At 73.2% G+C, this 16,233-nt stretch carries 9 protein-coding genes; 4 read left to right on the top strand and 5 right to left on the bottom strand.

The annotated features are described in order from the left end of the window. Positions 1 to 88 precede the first annotated feature (88 nt). The 4 genes from VF665_RS13075 to VF665_RS13060 all read left to right on the top strand — a co-directional run bounded on the left by VF665_RS13075 (position 89) and on the right by VF665_RS13060 (position 7,406). Positions 89 to 4,606 (top strand): PAS domain S-box protein, encoded by a 4,518-nt coding sequence (locus VF665_RS13075; RefSeq protein WP_331053873.1) that lies wholly within the window; start codon positions 89 to 91, stop codon positions 4,604 to 4,606. Next, complete coding sequence (locus VF665_RS13070; RefSeq protein ID WP_331053872.1) at positions 4,603 to 5,967, top strand: sigma-54 dependent transcriptional regulator; 1,365 nt, start codon at positions 4,603 to 4,605, stop codon at positions 5,965 to 5,967. The genes VF665_RS13075 and VF665_RS13070 overlap by 4 nt, the downstream gene beginning before the upstream one ends. 306 nt (positions 5,968 to 6,273) lie before the next feature. Beyond that, the gene (locus VF665_RS13065; RefSeq protein ID WP_331053871.1) at positions 6,274 to 6,981 is read left to right on the top strand and encodes a hypothetical protein; all 708 of its coding nucleotides are present in this window, start codon (positions 6,274 to 6,276) and stop codon (positions 6,979 to 6,981) included. Beyond that, positions 6,954 to 7,406 (top strand): DUF5615 family PIN-like protein, encoded by a 453-nt coding sequence (locus tag VF665_RS13060; RefSeq protein ID WP_331053870.1) that lies wholly within the window; start codon positions 6,954 to 6,956, stop codon positions 7,404 to 7,406. The genes VF665_RS13065 and VF665_RS13060 overlap by 28 nt, the downstream gene beginning before the upstream one ends. A gap of 844 nt (positions 7,407 to 8,250) precedes the next feature. Here VF665_RS13060 and VF665_RS13055 read toward each other — a convergent pair. The 5 genes from VF665_RS13055 to VF665_RS13035 all read right to left on the bottom strand — a co-directional run bounded on the left by VF665_RS13055 (position 8,251) and on the right by VF665_RS13035 (position 15,620). Then, the gene (locus VF665_RS13055; protein ID WP_331053869.1) at positions 8,251 to 11,400 is read right to left on the bottom strand and encodes a PAS domain S-box protein; all 3,150 of its coding nucleotides are present in this window, start codon (positions 11,398 to 11,400) and stop codon (positions 8,251 to 8,253) included. Positions 11,401 to 11,476: 76 nt separating this feature from the next. After that, positions 11,477 to 13,162, bottom strand: a complete 1,686-nt coding sequence (locus tag VF665_RS13050) for a methyl-accepting chemotaxis protein (RefSeq protein ID WP_331053868.1) — start codon at positions 13,160 to 13,162, stop codon at positions 11,477 to 11,479. Positions 13,163 to 13,178: 16 nt separating this feature from the next. Then, positions 13,179 to 14,429, bottom strand: a complete 1,251-nt coding sequence (locus VF665_RS13045) for a porin (protein ID WP_331053867.1) — start codon at positions 14,427 to 14,429, stop codon at positions 13,179 to 13,181. After that, entirely contained in the window at positions 14,426 to 14,950 is a 525-nt protein-coding gene (locus tag VF665_RS13040; protein WP_331053866.1) for a chemotaxis protein CheW, read from the bottom strand. Before VF665_RS13040 ends, VF665_RS13045 begins: the two co-directional genes overlap by 4 nt. Before the next feature lie 37 nt (positions 14,951 to 14,987). Beyond that, the gene (locus tag VF665_RS13035) at positions 14,988 to 15,620 is read right to left on the bottom strand and encodes a hypothetical protein (RefSeq protein WP_331053865.1); all 633 of its coding nucleotides are present in this window, start codon (positions 15,618 to 15,620) and stop codon (positions 14,988 to 14,990) included. Positions 15,621 to 16,233 lie beyond the last annotated feature (613 nt).

The following is a 16,233-nucleotide window of genomic DNA, read 5'->3' as shown; positions in this document are numbered from 1 at the left end:
CCTCGCCCTGCGCTGCCTCTCGGCTCGCGGGGCGGTGCTCGTTGCCCTGCACCCCGCACCCCGGGTCGCCGCCGCGGCCGGGGACGTTGTGGCGCAAAGGGAGGGCGCCCCGGGCGAGTGGCTGCGCGCGGCCGCCGTTCGCGGCGGGCTTTCGGCGGGGACGGGGAGCGACGCGCCGGAGCTGTCGCGCCAGGCAGACGCGGCACTGCTGGCGATCCCCGTACGGGGCGCGGACGGCGGACCGCTGGGCGTGCTCTGCGTGGTGGGCGATGCCGGGCGTGCGTGGACGGACGCTGACCGCGAGGCGCTGGCCGACGCCGCAGGGGCCGCGGCGCTGGCCCTCGCCGCCGCGCGGGAGGACGAGGCGGAGCCCCTGCGCATCCGCGACCACGCCATCGCGGCCGTGTCCAGCGGCGTCGTCATCATCGACGTGCGGCTCCCGGACCAGCCGATCGTCTTCGCCAATCCCGCCTTTTACGCCATGACCGGCTACACGCCGGAAGAAGCGATCGGCCGCAACTGCCGCTTTCTGCAGGGCCCGGGAACGGACCGGGCGTCCGTGGCGCTCATCCGCGAAGCGGTGCGGGCGGGCGAGCCCCTCACGGTGGAGGTGCGCAACCACCGCCGCGACGGGTCTCCCTTCATGAACCGCCTGTCCCTCGCGCCCGTTCGCGACGCGTCGGGAACCGTGACGCACTACGTGGGCATTCAGACCGACGTGACAGCGGAGCACGAGGCGCGCACCGCGCTGGAGCACAGCGAGCAGTACTTTCGCGCCCTCTTCGAGAACGCGGCCGACGTGGTGGACGTGGTGGACGGGGAGGGCCGGGTGCGCTTCGTAAGCCCTTCGGTGGAGCGGGTGCTGGGCTACACCCCGGAGCAGATGGTGGGAACGGACTCGCTGGACTACGTGGAGCCGTCGCGCCGGGCCGAGATCGCCGAGGTGCTGGGGGGCGTGATGGCGCAGCCGGGGCGCGGGCCGGTGATCCAGATTCCGCTGCTGCACAGCGACGGCGGGGTGCGGGTGCTGGAGGCGCAGGCCACCAACCTGCTGGACCACCCCGCCGTACGCGGCATCGTGGTGAACGCGCGCGACATCACCAGCCGCCTGCGCAACGAGGAGGCCCTGCGCATTCGCGACCGCGCGCTGGAGGCGGCGCAGGAAGCCGTCCTCATTACCGGCGGCGCGGAAAGCGGGTACGCCATCCTGTACGTGAACCCCGCCTTTGAGCGGCTGACGGGGTACCCGGCAGAGGAGGCGCGGGGGCGCAACTGCCGCTTTCTGCAGGGGCCCGGGACGGACCCGGCGACCCTGGACGAGATTCGCGCGGCGCTGGCGGAGGAGCGCCCCTGCCGGGTGGAGGTGCTGAACTACCGCCGCGACGGATCCCCGTTCTGGAACGAAGTCTCCATCACCCCCGTGCGCGGTCTGGACGGCCGCGTGGCGCACTACGTCGGCCTGCAGACGGACGTCACGGAGCGGCGCGCCTTCAGCACGGCGCTGGCGGAAAGCGAGTCGCGGTTCCGCTCCGTGGTGGAAAGCCTGGGCGAGGCGCTGGTGATTACCGACGGCGCCGGGCTGGTGACCTACGCCAACAACCGCGTGCACGCCGTGCTGGGCTACCCCCCGGGCGCGCTCATCGGCCGCCTGGCGTACGAGGTGCTGGGCCACCCGGAGCAGACGGAGGAGTACCTGGCGCGGGCGGCCCGGCGGATGGAGGGCGAAAGCGCGCGGTACATGGCCCGCCTGCGCCGCGCGGACGGCACCCTGGCGTGGACCGACGTGATCGCCACCCCGCTGCGCGACGCGTCGGGGGTGCCGGTGGGGATCGTGGGCGCGCTCACGGACGCCAGCGCCCGCATGCGCGACGAGCGCACGCTGGACGGCGAGCTGCGGGTGCTGGAGCGGCTGGCGCTGGGCGCGCCCCTCAGCGAGGTGCTGCACGACATCGCACGCGTCATCGACGATGCGGACGAAGGGGTGCGCGCCGCCATCTTCCTCGCCGCCGGAGGGGAGATGCGCGCCGCCGCGGCCCCTTCGCTCCCCCCCGCCTTTCTTCGCTCGGCCGAGCGGCGCGGGTGCTGCTCGCCGGGCGCGGACGGCTCCGGGCGCGCCGATCCGGAAGGCGCCGCGCTGGGGCTGGGCGCCTGCCTGGCGGAAACAATCCGCTCCGAGAACGGCGAGATGCTGGGCTCCGTTGCGCTGTACCGGGCGGACGGGGCGGAGATCTCCGCCGGCGACCGCGGGGCGGTGGCGCGCGCGGCCCGGCTGGCGGGCATCGCGCTGCAGCGGCACCGCGCGGTGGAATCGCTGCAGCGCCAGGCGGACGCGCTGCGTGAAAGCGAGGAGCACTTCCGCTCGCTCATTGAGAACGCGTCGGACCTGATCGTGGTGGTGGATTCCGCAGGGACCATCCACTATGCCAGCCCGGCCTTTCTTCCCGCGCTGGGGCTGGACCCCGGCGCCCTTCCCGGCCAGCCGGTGCTGGCGCTGGTGCACGAAGGCGACCGGGCGGGCGCCAACCGCGCCCTTTCCGCCGCGCTGGCCGCCCCGGGCGTGCCGTACGAGGCGGAGGTGCGGGTGCGGCACGCGGACGGCACCTGGCGGCTGTTCGAGGTGGTGGGGAGCGCCCGCGCCCAGCGCGACGGCGAACGCGTGGTGCTGAACGCCCGCGACGTCACGGAGCGGCGCCGGGCCGCCGCCGCGCTGCACCAGAGCGAGGAGCGCTTCCGGCAGCTGGTGGACGCCGTGCAGGACTACTCCATCCTGCTGCTGGACCGCGAGGGGTACGTGGCCAGCTGGAACGCGGGCGCCGAGCGAATGACCGGCTACCGCGCGGAGGAGGTGCTGGGGCGCCACATCTCCCTGTTCTACCCCGCGCCGTCGGTGGAGGACGGCAGCCCCGCGGCGGACCTGGAGCAGGCGGCGTCGCAGGGGCGGGTGGAGCGCGAAGGGTGGCGGCGGCGGCGGGACGGCACGCCGTTCTGGATGAACACGGTGCTCACCGCGCTGCACGACGACGCGGGGCGGCTCACGGGCTTCGCCGAGATCACCCGCGACCTCACGGAGCGGCAGGCTGCGGACGAAGCGCTGCGGGCCAGCGAGGCGCTGCTGCGCTCCGTGCTGGAGGAGATCAGCGACGCCATCACCCTCAAGGACCTGAACGGGCGCTACCTGCTGGTGAACCCGGCGGCGGCGCGCATCGTGGGCGTCCCCGCGGGGCAGATGCTGGGGCACCGGCTGGAGGAGCTGCGCGGCGAGCCGGTGGCGCACCGGGTGGCGGGGAGCGCGGACCGGGTGATTGCCACCGGAAACGCGGGAACCTGGGAGGAGGCGTACGACGATCGCGGCCGCACCCGGGTGATCAGCATCACCCAGTCGCCGTACCACGACGCCTCCGGCGCGCTCACCGGCGTGCTGACGGTGACGCGCGACATCACCGAGCAGCGGGTGCTGGAGGAGCAGTTCCGCCAGTCGCAGAAGATGGAGGCGGTGGGGCGGCTGGCGGGAGGCATCGCCCACGACTTCAACAACATCCTCATGGCGGTGGGCGGGCACGTGCAGCTGCTGCTGCGCCGCACGCCGGAGGAGGACGCCACACGCTGGAGCCTGGAGGAGATCAAGAAGGGGGCAGACCGCGCCGCCGCGCTCACCCGGCAGCTGCTGGCCTTCAGCCGGCGCCAGGTGCTGCGGCCCACGGTGCTGGACGTGAACGACGTGGTGCGCGGCGTGATTCCCATGCTGGAGCGGCTGATCGGCGAAGACGTGGAGCTGGTGGCCTCGCTGGAGCCGGATCTCGGCACGGTTCGCGCGGATTCCGCGCAGCTGGAGCAGGTGCTCATGAACCTGGCCGTCAACGCCCGCGACGCCATGCCGGAGGGCGGCGTGCTCGTCATCTCCACCCAGACGGCGGCGCTCACGGAGCGCGACCACGACCAGTACCGGTACGTGGTGCCCGGGCGGTACCTGCTGCTCACCGTCACCGACACGGGGCATGGCATGGACGCGCAGACCGTGGAGCGCATCTTCGAGCCGTTCTTCACCACCAAGGAGGCGGGGCGGGGCACGGGGCTGGGGCTGGCGACGGTGTACGGCATCGTCAAGCAGAGCGGCGGATACGTGTGGGCCGACAGCATCCCCGGCCGCGCCACCACCTTTCGCGTCTACCTCCCCTTCACCGAAATGCCGCAGACGGTGGCGGAGGCGCCGCAGCCCCCTCTGCCCCCCCGCCGAGGCGCCGAAACGGTGCTGCTGGCGGAGGACGAGCCCGCCGTGCGCATGCTGATCGGCGCGGTGCTGGGCGACGCGGGGTACACCGTGCTTTCCGCCGCGAACGGCGCGGAGGCGCTGTCGGTGGCGGCGGCGCACCCCGGCCCCATTCACCTGCTGGTGAGCGACGTGGTGATGCCGGAGATGGGCGGGCCCGAGCTGGCGCGGCTGCTGCGCGCGGCCCGGCCGGGGACGCGGGTGCTGTTCCTGTCGGGCTACACGGAAGACGCGGTGCGGCAGCGGCTGCCGGAGGGCGGGTTTGTGCAGAAGCCGGTGGACCCGGACGAGCTGGCCCGCCGCGTCCGCGAAACCCTGGACGAGAGCGAGGCTTCGTGAGTGCGCGCGTGCTGGTGGTGGACGACCAGCAGATCGTCCGCGACCTGGTAGCGGAGGTGATGCGGCAGGCCGGCTACGCGGTGGACACGGCGCCCAGCGGCGAGGAGGCGCTGCGCGCGCTGGACCGCGAGATGTACGACCTGGTGCTGCTGGACATCAACCTTCCCGGGGTGAGCGGGATGGACGTCCTGGGCGCCGCGCGGGCGCTGCAGATGGACGCGGAGTTCATCATGCTCACCGGGTTCGGGTCGGTGGAGTCGGCGGTGGAGGCCATGCGGCTGGGCGCCTACGACTACCTGAACAAGCCGGTGGACGTGGACGAGCTGGCGCTCACCGCCGAGCGCGCCCTGCGCGAGCGCGAGACGCGGCGCGAGCTGGCCCGGCTGCGCGCGGAGTCCGGCTCCGGCATTCGCCAGCGGCTGGTGGGGCGCACCCCGGCCATGCACCGGCTGTGGGAGCTGCTGGAGCGCGTGGCGCCCACCCGCGCCACCGTGCTGGTGACGGGGGAGACGGGGACGGGCAAGGAGCTGGTGGCGCGCGCCATCCACGAACTGTCGGACCGGGCGCGGCGGCCGTTCATCGCCGTCAACTGCTCGGCGCTGCCGGAAACGCTGCTGGAGTCGGAGCTGTTCGGCCACGTGAAGGGGGCGTTCACGGGAGCGCTCAACAGCCGCCGCGGGCTGGTGGAGGAGGCGGCGGGGGGAACGCTGTTCCTGGACGAGATCGCGTCCATCTCGTTCCCCACGCAGGTCAAGCTGCTGCGCGTGCTGCAGGAGCGAAAGATCCAGCGGGTGGGCGGCGGGCCGGAGGTGAGCGTGGACTTTCGCCTGGTGGCCGCGGCCAACGTGGACCTGGGGGGCGAGGTGGAGGCGGGGCGCTTTCGCGAGGACCTGTACTACCGGCTGAACGTGTTTCCCGTGCAGGTGCCCGCCCTGCGCGAGCGCGCGGCCGACATCCCGCTCCTGGTGCAGCACTTTCGCCAGCGGTTCGCGCGCGAGAACGGGGTGGAGCCGCCCCAGGTGAGCCCGGAGACGCTGGCGCGCATGCAGGCGTACGAGTGGCCGGGCAACGTGCGCGAGCTGGAAAACTGGGTGGAGCGCGCGCTGATCCTGCACGCCGGCTCGCGCACGCTGGCGTTCGATCCCCCGCGCCCGCCCAGCGCCCCCTCCGGCGAGCACGGGCTGCTGGGGCGCGCGCGCGCCGAGCGCTGGGGGCTGGAGCGGCTGGAGCGCGAGTACATCCTGAGCGTGCTGGAGGAGGTGCACGGGCACCAGGGCCGCGCCACGGAGATCCTGGGCGTGGACCGGCGCACGCTGCAGCGCAAGCTGGCGCGGTACCGGGAAGGAGACGGTGTGGCCTGAGGCGCTTTCCCGGGCGTTTGTTCGCGCTGCCGGCTCCACCAACCGCGGAATACGCGGGGACGCGGAGGTGCGCGGAGGAACTGCAGGGGTGACCGCGCGGTCCGGAATTGCGCGCGGGTGGCGGGTTCTGTGCGGGTCGTGCGGATTGCGGGATGGGCGCAAGCGCAAGTGCCGCTTCAACAAAGGCTTGTGCAGGACATCGCTGTTCATGCGACCGGGACGGACAGGCTTGGCGGGCGGCCCTATCCGGCCTTACCTTGCGGGTGTGATGGTCTTCCCGTTGCGCCTTTCACCCGCGGTGCCCGCATGCTCGGAACCGGCCTGTATACGCCTTCGGAAGCGGCGGTGCTCCTGCACCAGCCGGTGCGCACCGTCCGCCGCTGGGCGTACGGCTACGAGCGCCATCGCGCCGCCGGCGTGGTCCGGCATCCGCCCCTTATCCGGACGGAGCTTCCGCGCGTCGAGGGGCAGAACGCGCTCACCTTCGTCGAATTGATCGAGCTGCTGTACATCCGGGCCTTTCAGCAGGCCGGCATCGGCTGGAAGGTGATCCGCGACGCGGCCGCCGTCGCGGCGCGGATGTTCGCGTCGGAGCATCCGTTCGCGCTCCGCCAGCTGTATGCTGATCCCGGTGCGATCTACGCCGGCCTGGATGAGCAGGACGGCGGGCGGTCGCTCATTCAGCTCTCCGGCCACGGCCAGCAGCTCCTGCCGGCGCTCGTCCGCCCGTACCTCCACCAGCTGGCGTTCGAGGTGGATGACGTCGCGAGCCGCTGGTGGCCCATGGGGAAGCGCGGCGGAGTGGTGGTGGATCCGCGGTTCTCGTTCGGCGCTCCCATCGTGGAGGATGTGGGCATCCGTGCCGAAACGCTGATCGAGACCTTCCGGGCCGAGCTTCCGCAGTACCGGGAGCAGGCCGTGGATCACGTGGCCTGGATGTTCAACGTCAAGCCCGGGCACGTGGAGTCGGCGCTGAGGTTCGAGGCATGGCTGGCCGCGCCGGGCAGCAACTAGTCTTTCTGTTCGACGAGAACATGCCGGCGCGCCTCGCCCACGCTCTGCGCGGGCTCGGTGAACGCTGCGTTCACGTCGGCGATCCCGGGATCGGGCTCAACAACACGCCGGATGAGGCCGTGCTGGCGTACGCGGGCGAGCGGGGGTGGATCTACGTGGGGCGCGACCACCGGATTCTGCACCGGCCGCATGAACGGGCGGTGCTGAAGCAGTGGGAGATGGGCGCGTTCTTTCTCAATCAGTCGTTGAACAAGAGCCTGTGCAGCATCACGACGGCCCTGTTCCGCAACTGGCCGGAGATGAAGCGCGTCGCGGCGAGCCAGCCGCGCCCGTCCCTGTACCTGATCAGGGAAACCAGCGTCCGCGCGCTGCCCCGGCGGCGTCTGGGCAATGAGGATGAACACGGCCGTCGGCAGCAGGGTTGATCCGGGCTGAAAACTTGGTACTGACTCTTGGGGATCATTGCAGGCGCCTGCTGAGCGACTGAAGTCGCCGCAACCACGGCTGAAAGCCTCACGATACTGCTGTGAGGCTGCGCCGGTGCGGGCATGAGTTCGGCACCGAACGCCGCGCCCGCGCTGAGGTCTCCCTTTCTCCCGCGGCAGCGGGGGAGAGGGCCGGGGAGAGGGGGCCTCTCCGGCCGCTCGGCACCCTTCGGGACGCACCGTGATAGCAGTTCTCCCCTCGTGCTTCGCTTCTGGCCGGGAGGGGTGCGGGAGGGGCCGGGGGGGGCGCGCGGAGCGCATCGCAGGCTTCCCTGCGCGGATGAATCCGCCGCTCCAACAGCGGAAAGCCCCGACTCGCGGCCGCTGACGCGTCCACGATCGGGGCTTCACCTGCTTCAGGGGATACAAACCGTTGGCGCGATTCCGTGCCGGGGCGCGGAGTTGGCTCGTGCGGAAAGTAGATCCTTCGTCGGCGCCAATCATCGGCGCGGCGAACGGTTCCTCCGGCGCCTCCTCAGGATGACAAGTCGCGGGCGTGCAAGCGGTTAGGCATAGCCCTGCTCGGCAACGCAGGCGATGCGCACCGAAGCCGCGGCCGCAGTCCGCGCAGGCGGACTTCGTGCTTTTCCAGCGGCGAATTCATTCGCTCTGGACGGGCGGACGCGCCAATCCCTCCGAATCGCCCCACCACCCGCCCCGTCCCGCGCGCGCGCCCGGACCACACCGCCCCCGCCGCACCGCCCCGACCGCCTCACCGGCCCGCCCCGCCTCACCGGCCCGCGCCGCCTCACGGCGCCGCCTCGCCGACCCCACCTGGGCCGGCTCAGTTCATCCCGTCCGCCAATCCGCCCAGCAGCGACCGCACCCAGGCGGCGAGCTCGGCGGGGCTGATGGGCTTCTGCGCAAACCCGTGCGCCGCGCCGCGCGGCAGGCCGGCGTCCTCCTCCGGGTACCCGGACAGGAACCCCACCCGCAACTCCGGCCGCAGCAGCCTCAGCCTGCGCGCCAGCTCCGGCCCCCCCATTCCCGGCATCATTACGTCGCTCACCAGCAGGTGGATGGGCTCGGCGTGCCCGCTAGCCAGCGCCAGCGCCTCCACCCCGTTGGCCGCCGCCAGCACCCGGTATCCCTCCGCCCGCAGCACCTCCAGCGCGATCCCCCGCACCGACGGATCGTCCTCCACCAGCAGCACCGTCGCCGCGTCCGCCGCCCCCGCCGCGGACGACGGCCTCCCCGCTGACGCGGGTGCCCAGGGGAGGTAGACGCGAAAGGTGGCGCCGGCGCCGGGGGTGCTTTCCACCTCCACCGCGCCCCCGCTCTGCGCCAGGATTCCGTGCACGGTGCTGAGCCCCATTCCCGTTCCCTTGCCCTGCGGCCGGGTGGTGAAGAACGGCTCGAACACCCGCCCCAGCAGCTCCGGCGCGATCCCCTCGCCGGAATCCTCCACCGTCAGCACGGCGTACTCGCCCGGCGCCAGTTCGGCGTGCGCGCCCGGCTCCACGCGGCCCGCGGCGGTGGAAATGCGCAGTACGCCGCCCTGCGGCATGGCGTCGCGGGCGTTCAGCGCCAGGTTCATGAGCACCTGGTCCAGGTTGCCCCGGTCGAACCACACGTCCGGCAGCCCGGGCGCAAGGTGCGTCCCCAGCGTGACGTGCTCGCCCACCACCCGCTGCAGCAGCGGCGCGAGCGCGCTCACGGCGGCGTTCAGGTCCACCGGCTCCGGGCGCAGCACCTGCCGCCGGCTGAACGCCAGCAGCTGCCGCGTGAGGTCCGCGGCGCGCGCCGCCCCCCGCCCGATCTCCTCCAGCCATGCCACCCGCGGATCGCCCGGCGCCGTGCCGCGCAGCGCGAGCTGGGCAAAGCCGTTCACCGCCATCATGATGTTGTTGAAGTCGTGGGCGATCCCCCCGGCCAGCTGCCCCACGGCTTCCATCTTCTGCGCCTGCCGCAGCTTGTCTTCCAGCGCGCGCCGCTCCGTCACGTCGCGGTGCACGCTGATGAGTCCGCTCGGGCTGCCCTCCGCGTCCCGCAGCTGCACCAGCACCGCGTCGGCCACGCCGGTGCGGCCGTTGGCGCGCAGAAAGGGCACCTCCCCCTCCCACCGCCCCTGCGCGGCGAGCGCCGCCAGGATCTCGTCGCGCGGCACGCTTTCCTCGCCACCGCTCACCAGCGCGCGGGCGGGCCGGCCGATCACCTGCTCGCGCGGGTAGCCCAGCAGCCGCTCCGCCCCGGGGTTCCAGTCCACGATGGTCCCCTGCGGATCCATCAGGATCACGGCCTCCTGCATGGTGGCGAACACGATGGCCTGCCGGCGAAGCTCCTCCTCCGCCTCGCGCCACGCGGTCACGTCCTGCACGACGCCCATGGTGTCCGCCGCGCGCCCCTGCTCGTCGGTGGACGCGTGGCCGCGCAGGTGCAGGTGGCGGATGCCCCCGTCCGGGCGCACGATGGGCTGCTCGTACTCGAACGGGCCGCCCCGCGCCATCGCCTCGCGCCACACGGCGATCACCCGCTCCCGGTCCTCCGTGTGGACGCGCTCCAGCGCGGCGTCAAAGCCGGGGCGCGTGCCGGGCGCGGCGCACAGAAGGCCGAAGTAGCTGCCCGACGCCTGCCCGTGCCCGGTGCGCAGGTCGCACACCCAGGTGCCCAGCCCGGCGATGTCCTGCGCCTTGCGCAGCAGCCGCTCGCTCTGCACCAGGGCCTGCTCCGCGCGGCGCTGGGCGGTGATGTCTTCCGCCAGCAGCAGCACCAGGTCGCCCGTGCCCGCGTCCGTGTAGCGCGTGGCCGTCAGCCGGGTCCACACCAGCTCGCCCCCGCCCCGCACGAAGCGCAGCTCCTCCACCCGGCTGGGGGCGTCGCCGGTCCACAGGCGGGCGTACATCTCGCGGCAGGCGCGGGCGTCGTCGGGGTGCGCAAAGTCGCCCATGGGGCGGCCCAGCAGCTCGCCCCCGCGCCGGTCCAGCAGCCTTTCAAGCGCGGGATTGGTGTCCAGCCACACGCCCCCGGCGCCCACCAGCCCGATCCCCAGCCCCGCGTGGGCGAACACGGAGCGGAAGCGGTCTTCGCTTTCCTGCAGCGCTTCTTCCTTGTGCCGGCGCCAGGTGATGTCCGACACGGCGATCACCGCGCCCGCCACGGCGCCGCTCCCGTCGTTCAGCGGCCCGGCGCCCACCTCGGCGGGGAACAGCGCGCCGTCCGCGCGGCGGATCCACAGCTCGCCGCCGGTGCGCTCCCCGGCGCAGGCGGAGGCGATCCACCCCTCCGCGCACGCCGCGTCCTCCGGGCGGCAGAGCGTCGCCACCAGCGGGCGCCCCAGCAGCCCGGCCCATCCGTGCGCCGTCATCTCCAGCAGCCGGGGGCTGGCGTACTCCACGAGCCCGTCCGCCCCGGTGATGGCGACGCCCTGGTCCAGCCCCTCCAGCGTGGAGCGCAGCCGCGCGCCCGCGTCCGCCGCGGACTGCTCGGCAAAGCGGGTGGCCGCCACCTGCCCGCGCAGCTCGATCTCCGACATCACCACGGCGCCCAGGTCGTGCAGCAGCGCCAGGTCCTCCTCCGTCCACTCCCGCGGCGCGCCGTCGATGGCGCACAGGCTGCCGATGGCGTGGCCGCCCAGGACCAGCGGCACCCCCGCGTACGCCGCCACGCCCAGGTCGCGGATGGCCAGGTTGTCGCGCACCCGCGCATCGGCGCGGGCGTCGGGAATCACCAGCGGTTGGCCGGTGGCCACCACGTGCTGGCAGAAGGAGTGGGACAGCGGGGTCTGGCGGGCGCTGGCCCACGGCTCGGGAAGGCCGCGGCAGCTCTTGAAGTACTGGCGGTCGGCGTCCACCAGCGAAACGAGCGAAACCGGAACCCGCAGCGCGGCCGTGGCCATGCGCGTGATCCGGTCGAACCCCTCTTCGGCTTCCGTGTCCAGCAGCGCAAGGTTGCGCAGCGCGCGCAGCCGGGCGGGCGACGCGAGGTGGTTCCCCATCGGGTACTCGTCTGCTGCCGTGTGGGTAAGGTGGATGCGGCGGGCGCGGAGTGCGCCCGCCGCCGTCCGTCCAGGCCTAGAAGCGGTGGAAGTCGCCGCCCAGGGCCAGCGGCTCCGCGCCGCGGCGGGCGGGCGCCCTGCCATTCCCATTCCCGCCGTGCGCCGCAAAGGCGGCGGCCGGGGCGGAGTAGATGGAGAAGGGCGCGGGAACGCGGCGCGCCGCGGCCCGCTCCGCCTCGTGCACCCGAAAGGTGCCCATCAGCTGCTGCAGCGACTCCGCCTGCCCGGCCAGCTCCTCGGCCGTGCTCGCCAGTTCTTCGCTGGCGCTGGCGTTCTGCTGCGTCACCTGGTCCATGTGGCTCATGGCGCGGTTGATCTGCCCCACGCCCGCCGCCTGCTGGGTGGACGAGGCGGCCACCTCCTGCACCAGCTCCGCCGTGCGGCGGATGGTGGGCACCAGCTGTTCCAGCAGTTCGCCGGAGCGCTGGGCCACGGCCACGCTGCCGCTGGCCATCTGGCTGATCTCGTTTGCCGCGGACTGGCTGCGCTCCGCCAGCTTGCGCACTTCCGTGGCGACCACGGCGAAACCGCGCCCGTGCTCGCCCGCCCGCGCCGCCTCGATGGCGGCGTTGAGGGCCAGAAGGTTGGTCTGGTAGGCGATTTCTTCGATGATGCCGATCTTGCCGGCGATGGTCTTCATGGCCTGCACCGTCTCGCGGACGGCCTGGCCGCCGGCCTCGGCGTCGCGGGCGCCGCGGCGGGCGATGCTTTCCACCTCGCGGCTGCTGGCGGCGTTGGCCTCCACCGACGCGGCGATCTCCTGCAGGCTGGCCATCGTTTCCTCCACCGACGCGGCCTGCTCGCTGGTGCCGTGCGACAGGCTCTGCGCCGTGGCGGAAAGCTGGCTGGAGGCGGCGCTCAGCGCATCCGACCCCGCGCGCACCTCGCCGATGGTCTGCGACAGCCGGCCCGTCATGTGGCCCATGGCCTGGGCCAGGCGGCCGATCTCGTCGCGCCGGTCCTCTTCCTCCCCCGTGCGGCCGGTGAGGTCGCCCTCGGCCAGCCGCTCGGCGATGCGCACCATCCCCTGCACGGGGGTGGAAAGCTGCGCGCTCAGCAGCAGGGCGATCAGCAGCCCGGCCACCAGCGTGCCCACCGCCGCGGCCCACACGACGGAGCGGGTGGCGGCGGCGGTCTGCGACACCTCGGTCATGAGCGCGGCGCCGCTGGCCTGGTGCGCGTCCTCCAGCGTGCCGATCACCTCGCGGAACGCCACCATGCGCTCGGTGGTGGCGGTGACCAGCGAGTCCGCGGCGGCGCCCTGGGCGCCGGCCGCCAGCGCGGTGGCCGTCCTGTCGCCCGCGGCCTGCATGGCGGCGCGCAGCGGCTCGGCCGCGGCGATGCGGTCCTTGTGCAGTTCGGCGATGCCGGGAAGCTCGGCGTAGCGGGTGAGGCGCTCGGCGGTCTGGCCGATGTTTTCGTGGTACGAGCCCAGCAGCTCGCCGCGCTCGGCGGGCGGGAGCGCGGCGGCCTGGCTGAGGGCCAGCACGGCCTGGTAGCCGTCGCGGTCCACGTTCAGCACCAGCTGAATGCCGGGCATTTCCCGCGCGGTCAGCTGGTTCATCACGTCGCGCTCGGCGTCGGCGCGGCGCACCAGAAAGGCGATGGAGAGCGCCGAGGCGCCCATCAGCAGGGTGACGGCGGCCACCAGCTTGGTGCGAAAGCGCCAGTGGCGCACGGCGAGTCGGGAAGAAAACGACATGGGATCGCTTGGGAGATCAGAAGGTGACCAGCAGGGAGATCCGGCCGCGGCGCGCGGTCAGCGGAGCATCGGCGCCGGTGCGGCGCTGCCAGGTAACGTCGGCCATGACCTTGAGGTCGGCGCCGCGCAGGTACAGGTTCACGAACGGGGTGTTCTCGGTCACGCGGTTGATGCGGGCGGACCGGTCGGGCGTGTATTCCATCCGCCGCGCCCCCGCCTCCAGCCGGGCGGGGAGCAGAAAGACGCCGGCCTGCGCGTAGCCGCCGGAGGCCCGCAGCGCGGGAGCGGCGTCGTTGCGGGGGTCCGCCTGGCGGCGGAACAGCTCCGCCATCACCGAGGCGCCGCGCCAGCGCAGCACCGCGTCCGCGGCGGTCGTGCGCACGGCGGCCAGGTCGCCCCAGTCGGTGGTGCAGGCGGCGGCGCAGGTGCGCGACGGGGCCTGCAGCCCGGCGGTGCCGTTGACCTCGTACAGCCAGCCGCTGTTGTGCGACGCGCTGGCGCCGACGGCAAAGCGGGGATGGCGGGTGTCGCCGAGGGCGATGCCGCTGTACGGCACGGGGCCCAGCGGGGCGAGGACGACGCGGCCCACCCACAGGTTGCCGGCGTCCTGCTGCGCGTTGCGGTTGAAGCCGTCGCCGTTGAAGAGGCCGGCGTAGTACTCCAGCCGTCCTCCCGCGGGCGCGCCCCACACCATCACCCCGTCGTCGTGCCCGCGGCCGAACTCGTCGGCCACGGCGGCGCGGTCCAGGGTGGGCTGCTGAAACACGCTGGTGAGCTGCATGCGCCCCAGCGGCATGATGAAGCGCCCGGCGCGCAGCTGCACGTCCTTGCCGCGCAGGGCGTAGTTCAGGTAGGCGCGGCGCAGCAGGGCGCTGGTGCTGCCGAAGTCCAGCTGCACGTCCACCGTGGCGCGCGGGTCGTAGATCCACCCGCTGAACCCGATGCGCGCCCGGTGGATGCGGAACAGGCTGGTGTCGCCCACCACGGGCCCGCTCACCGGGGGCGCCGCGGCGTCGGGCGCGCTGTACGACCAGGCGGTCTGCACGCGCCCGGTGAGCGTGATGTGGTAGTCCACCGGCGACGCGATCATGGAAACCGTCGCGCGGGCCGTGTCGCGCCGCGGTGGTTCCGCCGGGGCGGCGGGCGGGACGGTGTCCGCGTGCACCGCGTCGCTGGGGGAGGGCTGCACGGCGGCGGCGGGGGCTTGGGCGGCGGCGCGGGCGGGGAGCGCCAGCGCGGCGGCCAGGGCAAGGCGGCGAAGGGTCACGATTCCGCCTCCATGGCCAGCCACTCCGCGGCGCCCGCGGCCGAGGCGGCCAGCGACTCGCGCGACAGGACGGTGTCCAGTTCCAGCAGCAGGGCAAAGCGGCCGCCCTGGCGAACCATTCCGCGCAGGTGCTCCACCGCCACCCCGGCACCGAAGTCCGGCGGCGGCTGAATCTCGTGCTCCGCCACGTCCAGCACCTGGCGCACGGAGTCCACCAGCACGCCCATGGTAAGCGGCGCGCCGTCGCGCACGGCCTCCACCACGACGATGCAGGTGCGCGCGCCGATTTCCGTGGGGGCCAGCCCCAGACGTACGGCCAGGTCGATGATGGGCACCACGGCGCCGCGCAGGTTCAGGACGCCGTGCACCCCCAGCGGGGCGCCGGGGACGGCCGTAACCACTTCATATCGCAGGATTTCCTTTACCTGCAGAATGCCGAGCGCGTACTGCTCGCCGGCCAGCTCAAAGCTCAGGTACTGCTCCGTGGCGGTGTCCGCCGCGGCAAAGGCCATCTCGGTCATGCGGGGTTTCTGGAGGGGGGAGAGGCGGGAGGGGGCGTCAGCCGTTGCCGGCCAGCAGGGCGTGCAGCCGCGCGGTGTGCAGGGCGGCGCCGCCGTGCAGGCGAAGGAGCGAGAACAGGTCGTCGTCAAACGGCACCCATCCGCCCTTCTGCGGCAGCAGCCCGTAGATGAGCACCATGGCGCCCATGCGCCCGCCGGTGCTCATGGGGAGCGCGGCCAGCAGGGGAACCTCCTCGGCCAGCCGCGCCTCGCCCGTGCGGATGGCGTCCACGACGGCCAGGGAGCGCGCCGCATCCGCCACGCGGGCCTCGTCGACGCCAAAGACGAGCAGGGGAGTGAGCGAGCCGTCCGCGTCCACGTCGGCCACGGCGAACTCCTCGCTCCCGATCAGGTTGATGACGACGTCCTGAATGGCGCTGAGCACGTCCGCCATCCGCGGCGAGCCGTGCAGCAGGTCGCAGGCGACGCACAGCTTGGCCAGCAGCGTGTTCTGCTGCTGCAGGTCGGTGGAGCGGTGGGCGGCGGCCTGGGCGTCGCTGAGCGCGGCCTGCTGGGTGCTGAGCCGCTGGCTCAGGCCGGCGATCTGCCACGAGAGCATTTCGTTGCGCCGGTCCTGCTCCAGGGTGCGCACGGCGAGCACGTCGACGGCGCCGGTGGGGCTGTTGTGCATGGGCACGCAGAGGCGGACGGAATATCAGGCAAGCCCGGTTTCAGTCCGCCGGGGTGCGGCGGAACGGCGGGCTGGGAATCCGGGCCCAACACAAGGCCGGTTCCGTGCCCCGTGCCGCGCCGCCATCTGTTGTCGGGAAAATCCCAGCAACAGCGCGGGTTTTTGCCTGACGGCGCGTTTCTGTTGAGCGGATGGGGAGAGGGGGGTGCGGCAGAATGCCGCAATCCGGGGCACTTTTGCCGGCGGCAGGATTGCGCGTCGGCGGATTCTGGACGAGGGAGAACTGAACCCACCGGTATCCTGCCGCCCACCTCGGCGCTGAGGCGTCATTCTGAAGGAGCGTGCGCCGCGCTCTCCCCGGCACCGCGTTCATGCGCGACTGAAGAATCCCGGACCGACACGTCCGCCGCACCGCGGTCCGGCGCGGCGTGCTCCAGCCTCTCCCGCCGCGCCCGCAGCGTCCGAGCGCGGCGCGGCAACCGGGCGTGCATCGGATGCAGTGGCGCGGGATTCTTCGGTCACGCAGCTCCGCGGCGGTTCCTCGGCTCCGCCGGTGTCCCGCCGCCCACCTCGGCGCTGAGGCGTCATTCTGAAGGAGCGTGCGCCGCGCTTT

Origin of the sequence: Longimicrobium sp. (assembly GCF_036387355.1) — a bacterium.
Lineage (GTDB): Bacteria > Gemmatimonadota > Gemmatimonadetes > Longimicrobiales > Longimicrobiaceae > Longimicrobium.
Note: the sequence above shows the minus strand (reverse complement) of the source record. Positions and strands in the feature narration are given on the sequence as shown.

Coding starts and splice junctions, on each gene's coding strand:
- VF665_RS13055 (WP_331053869.1), bottom strand. CDS start 11,400: ATGGGGAACCACCTCGCGTCGCCCGCCCGGCTGCGCGCGCTGCGCAAC.
- VF665_RS13060 (WP_331053870.1), top strand. CDS start 6,954: ATGGCTGGCCGCGCCGGGCAGCAACTAGTCTTTCTGTTCGACGAGAAC.
- VF665_RS13050 (WP_331053868.1), bottom strand. CDS start 13,162: ATGTCGTTTTCTTCCCGACTCGCCGTGCGCCACTGGCGCTTTCGCACC.
- VF665_RS13065 (WP_331053871.1), top strand. CDS start 6,274: ATGCTCGGAACCGGCCTGTATACGCCTTCGGAAGCGGCGGTGCTCCTG.
- VF665_RS13035 (WP_331053865.1), bottom strand. CDS start 15,620: ATGCACAACAGCCCCACCGGCGCCGTCGACGTGCTCGCCGTGCGCACC.
- VF665_RS13040 (WP_331053866.1), bottom strand. CDS start 14,950: ATGACCGAGATGGCCTTTGCCGCGGCGGACACCGCCACGGAGCAGTAC.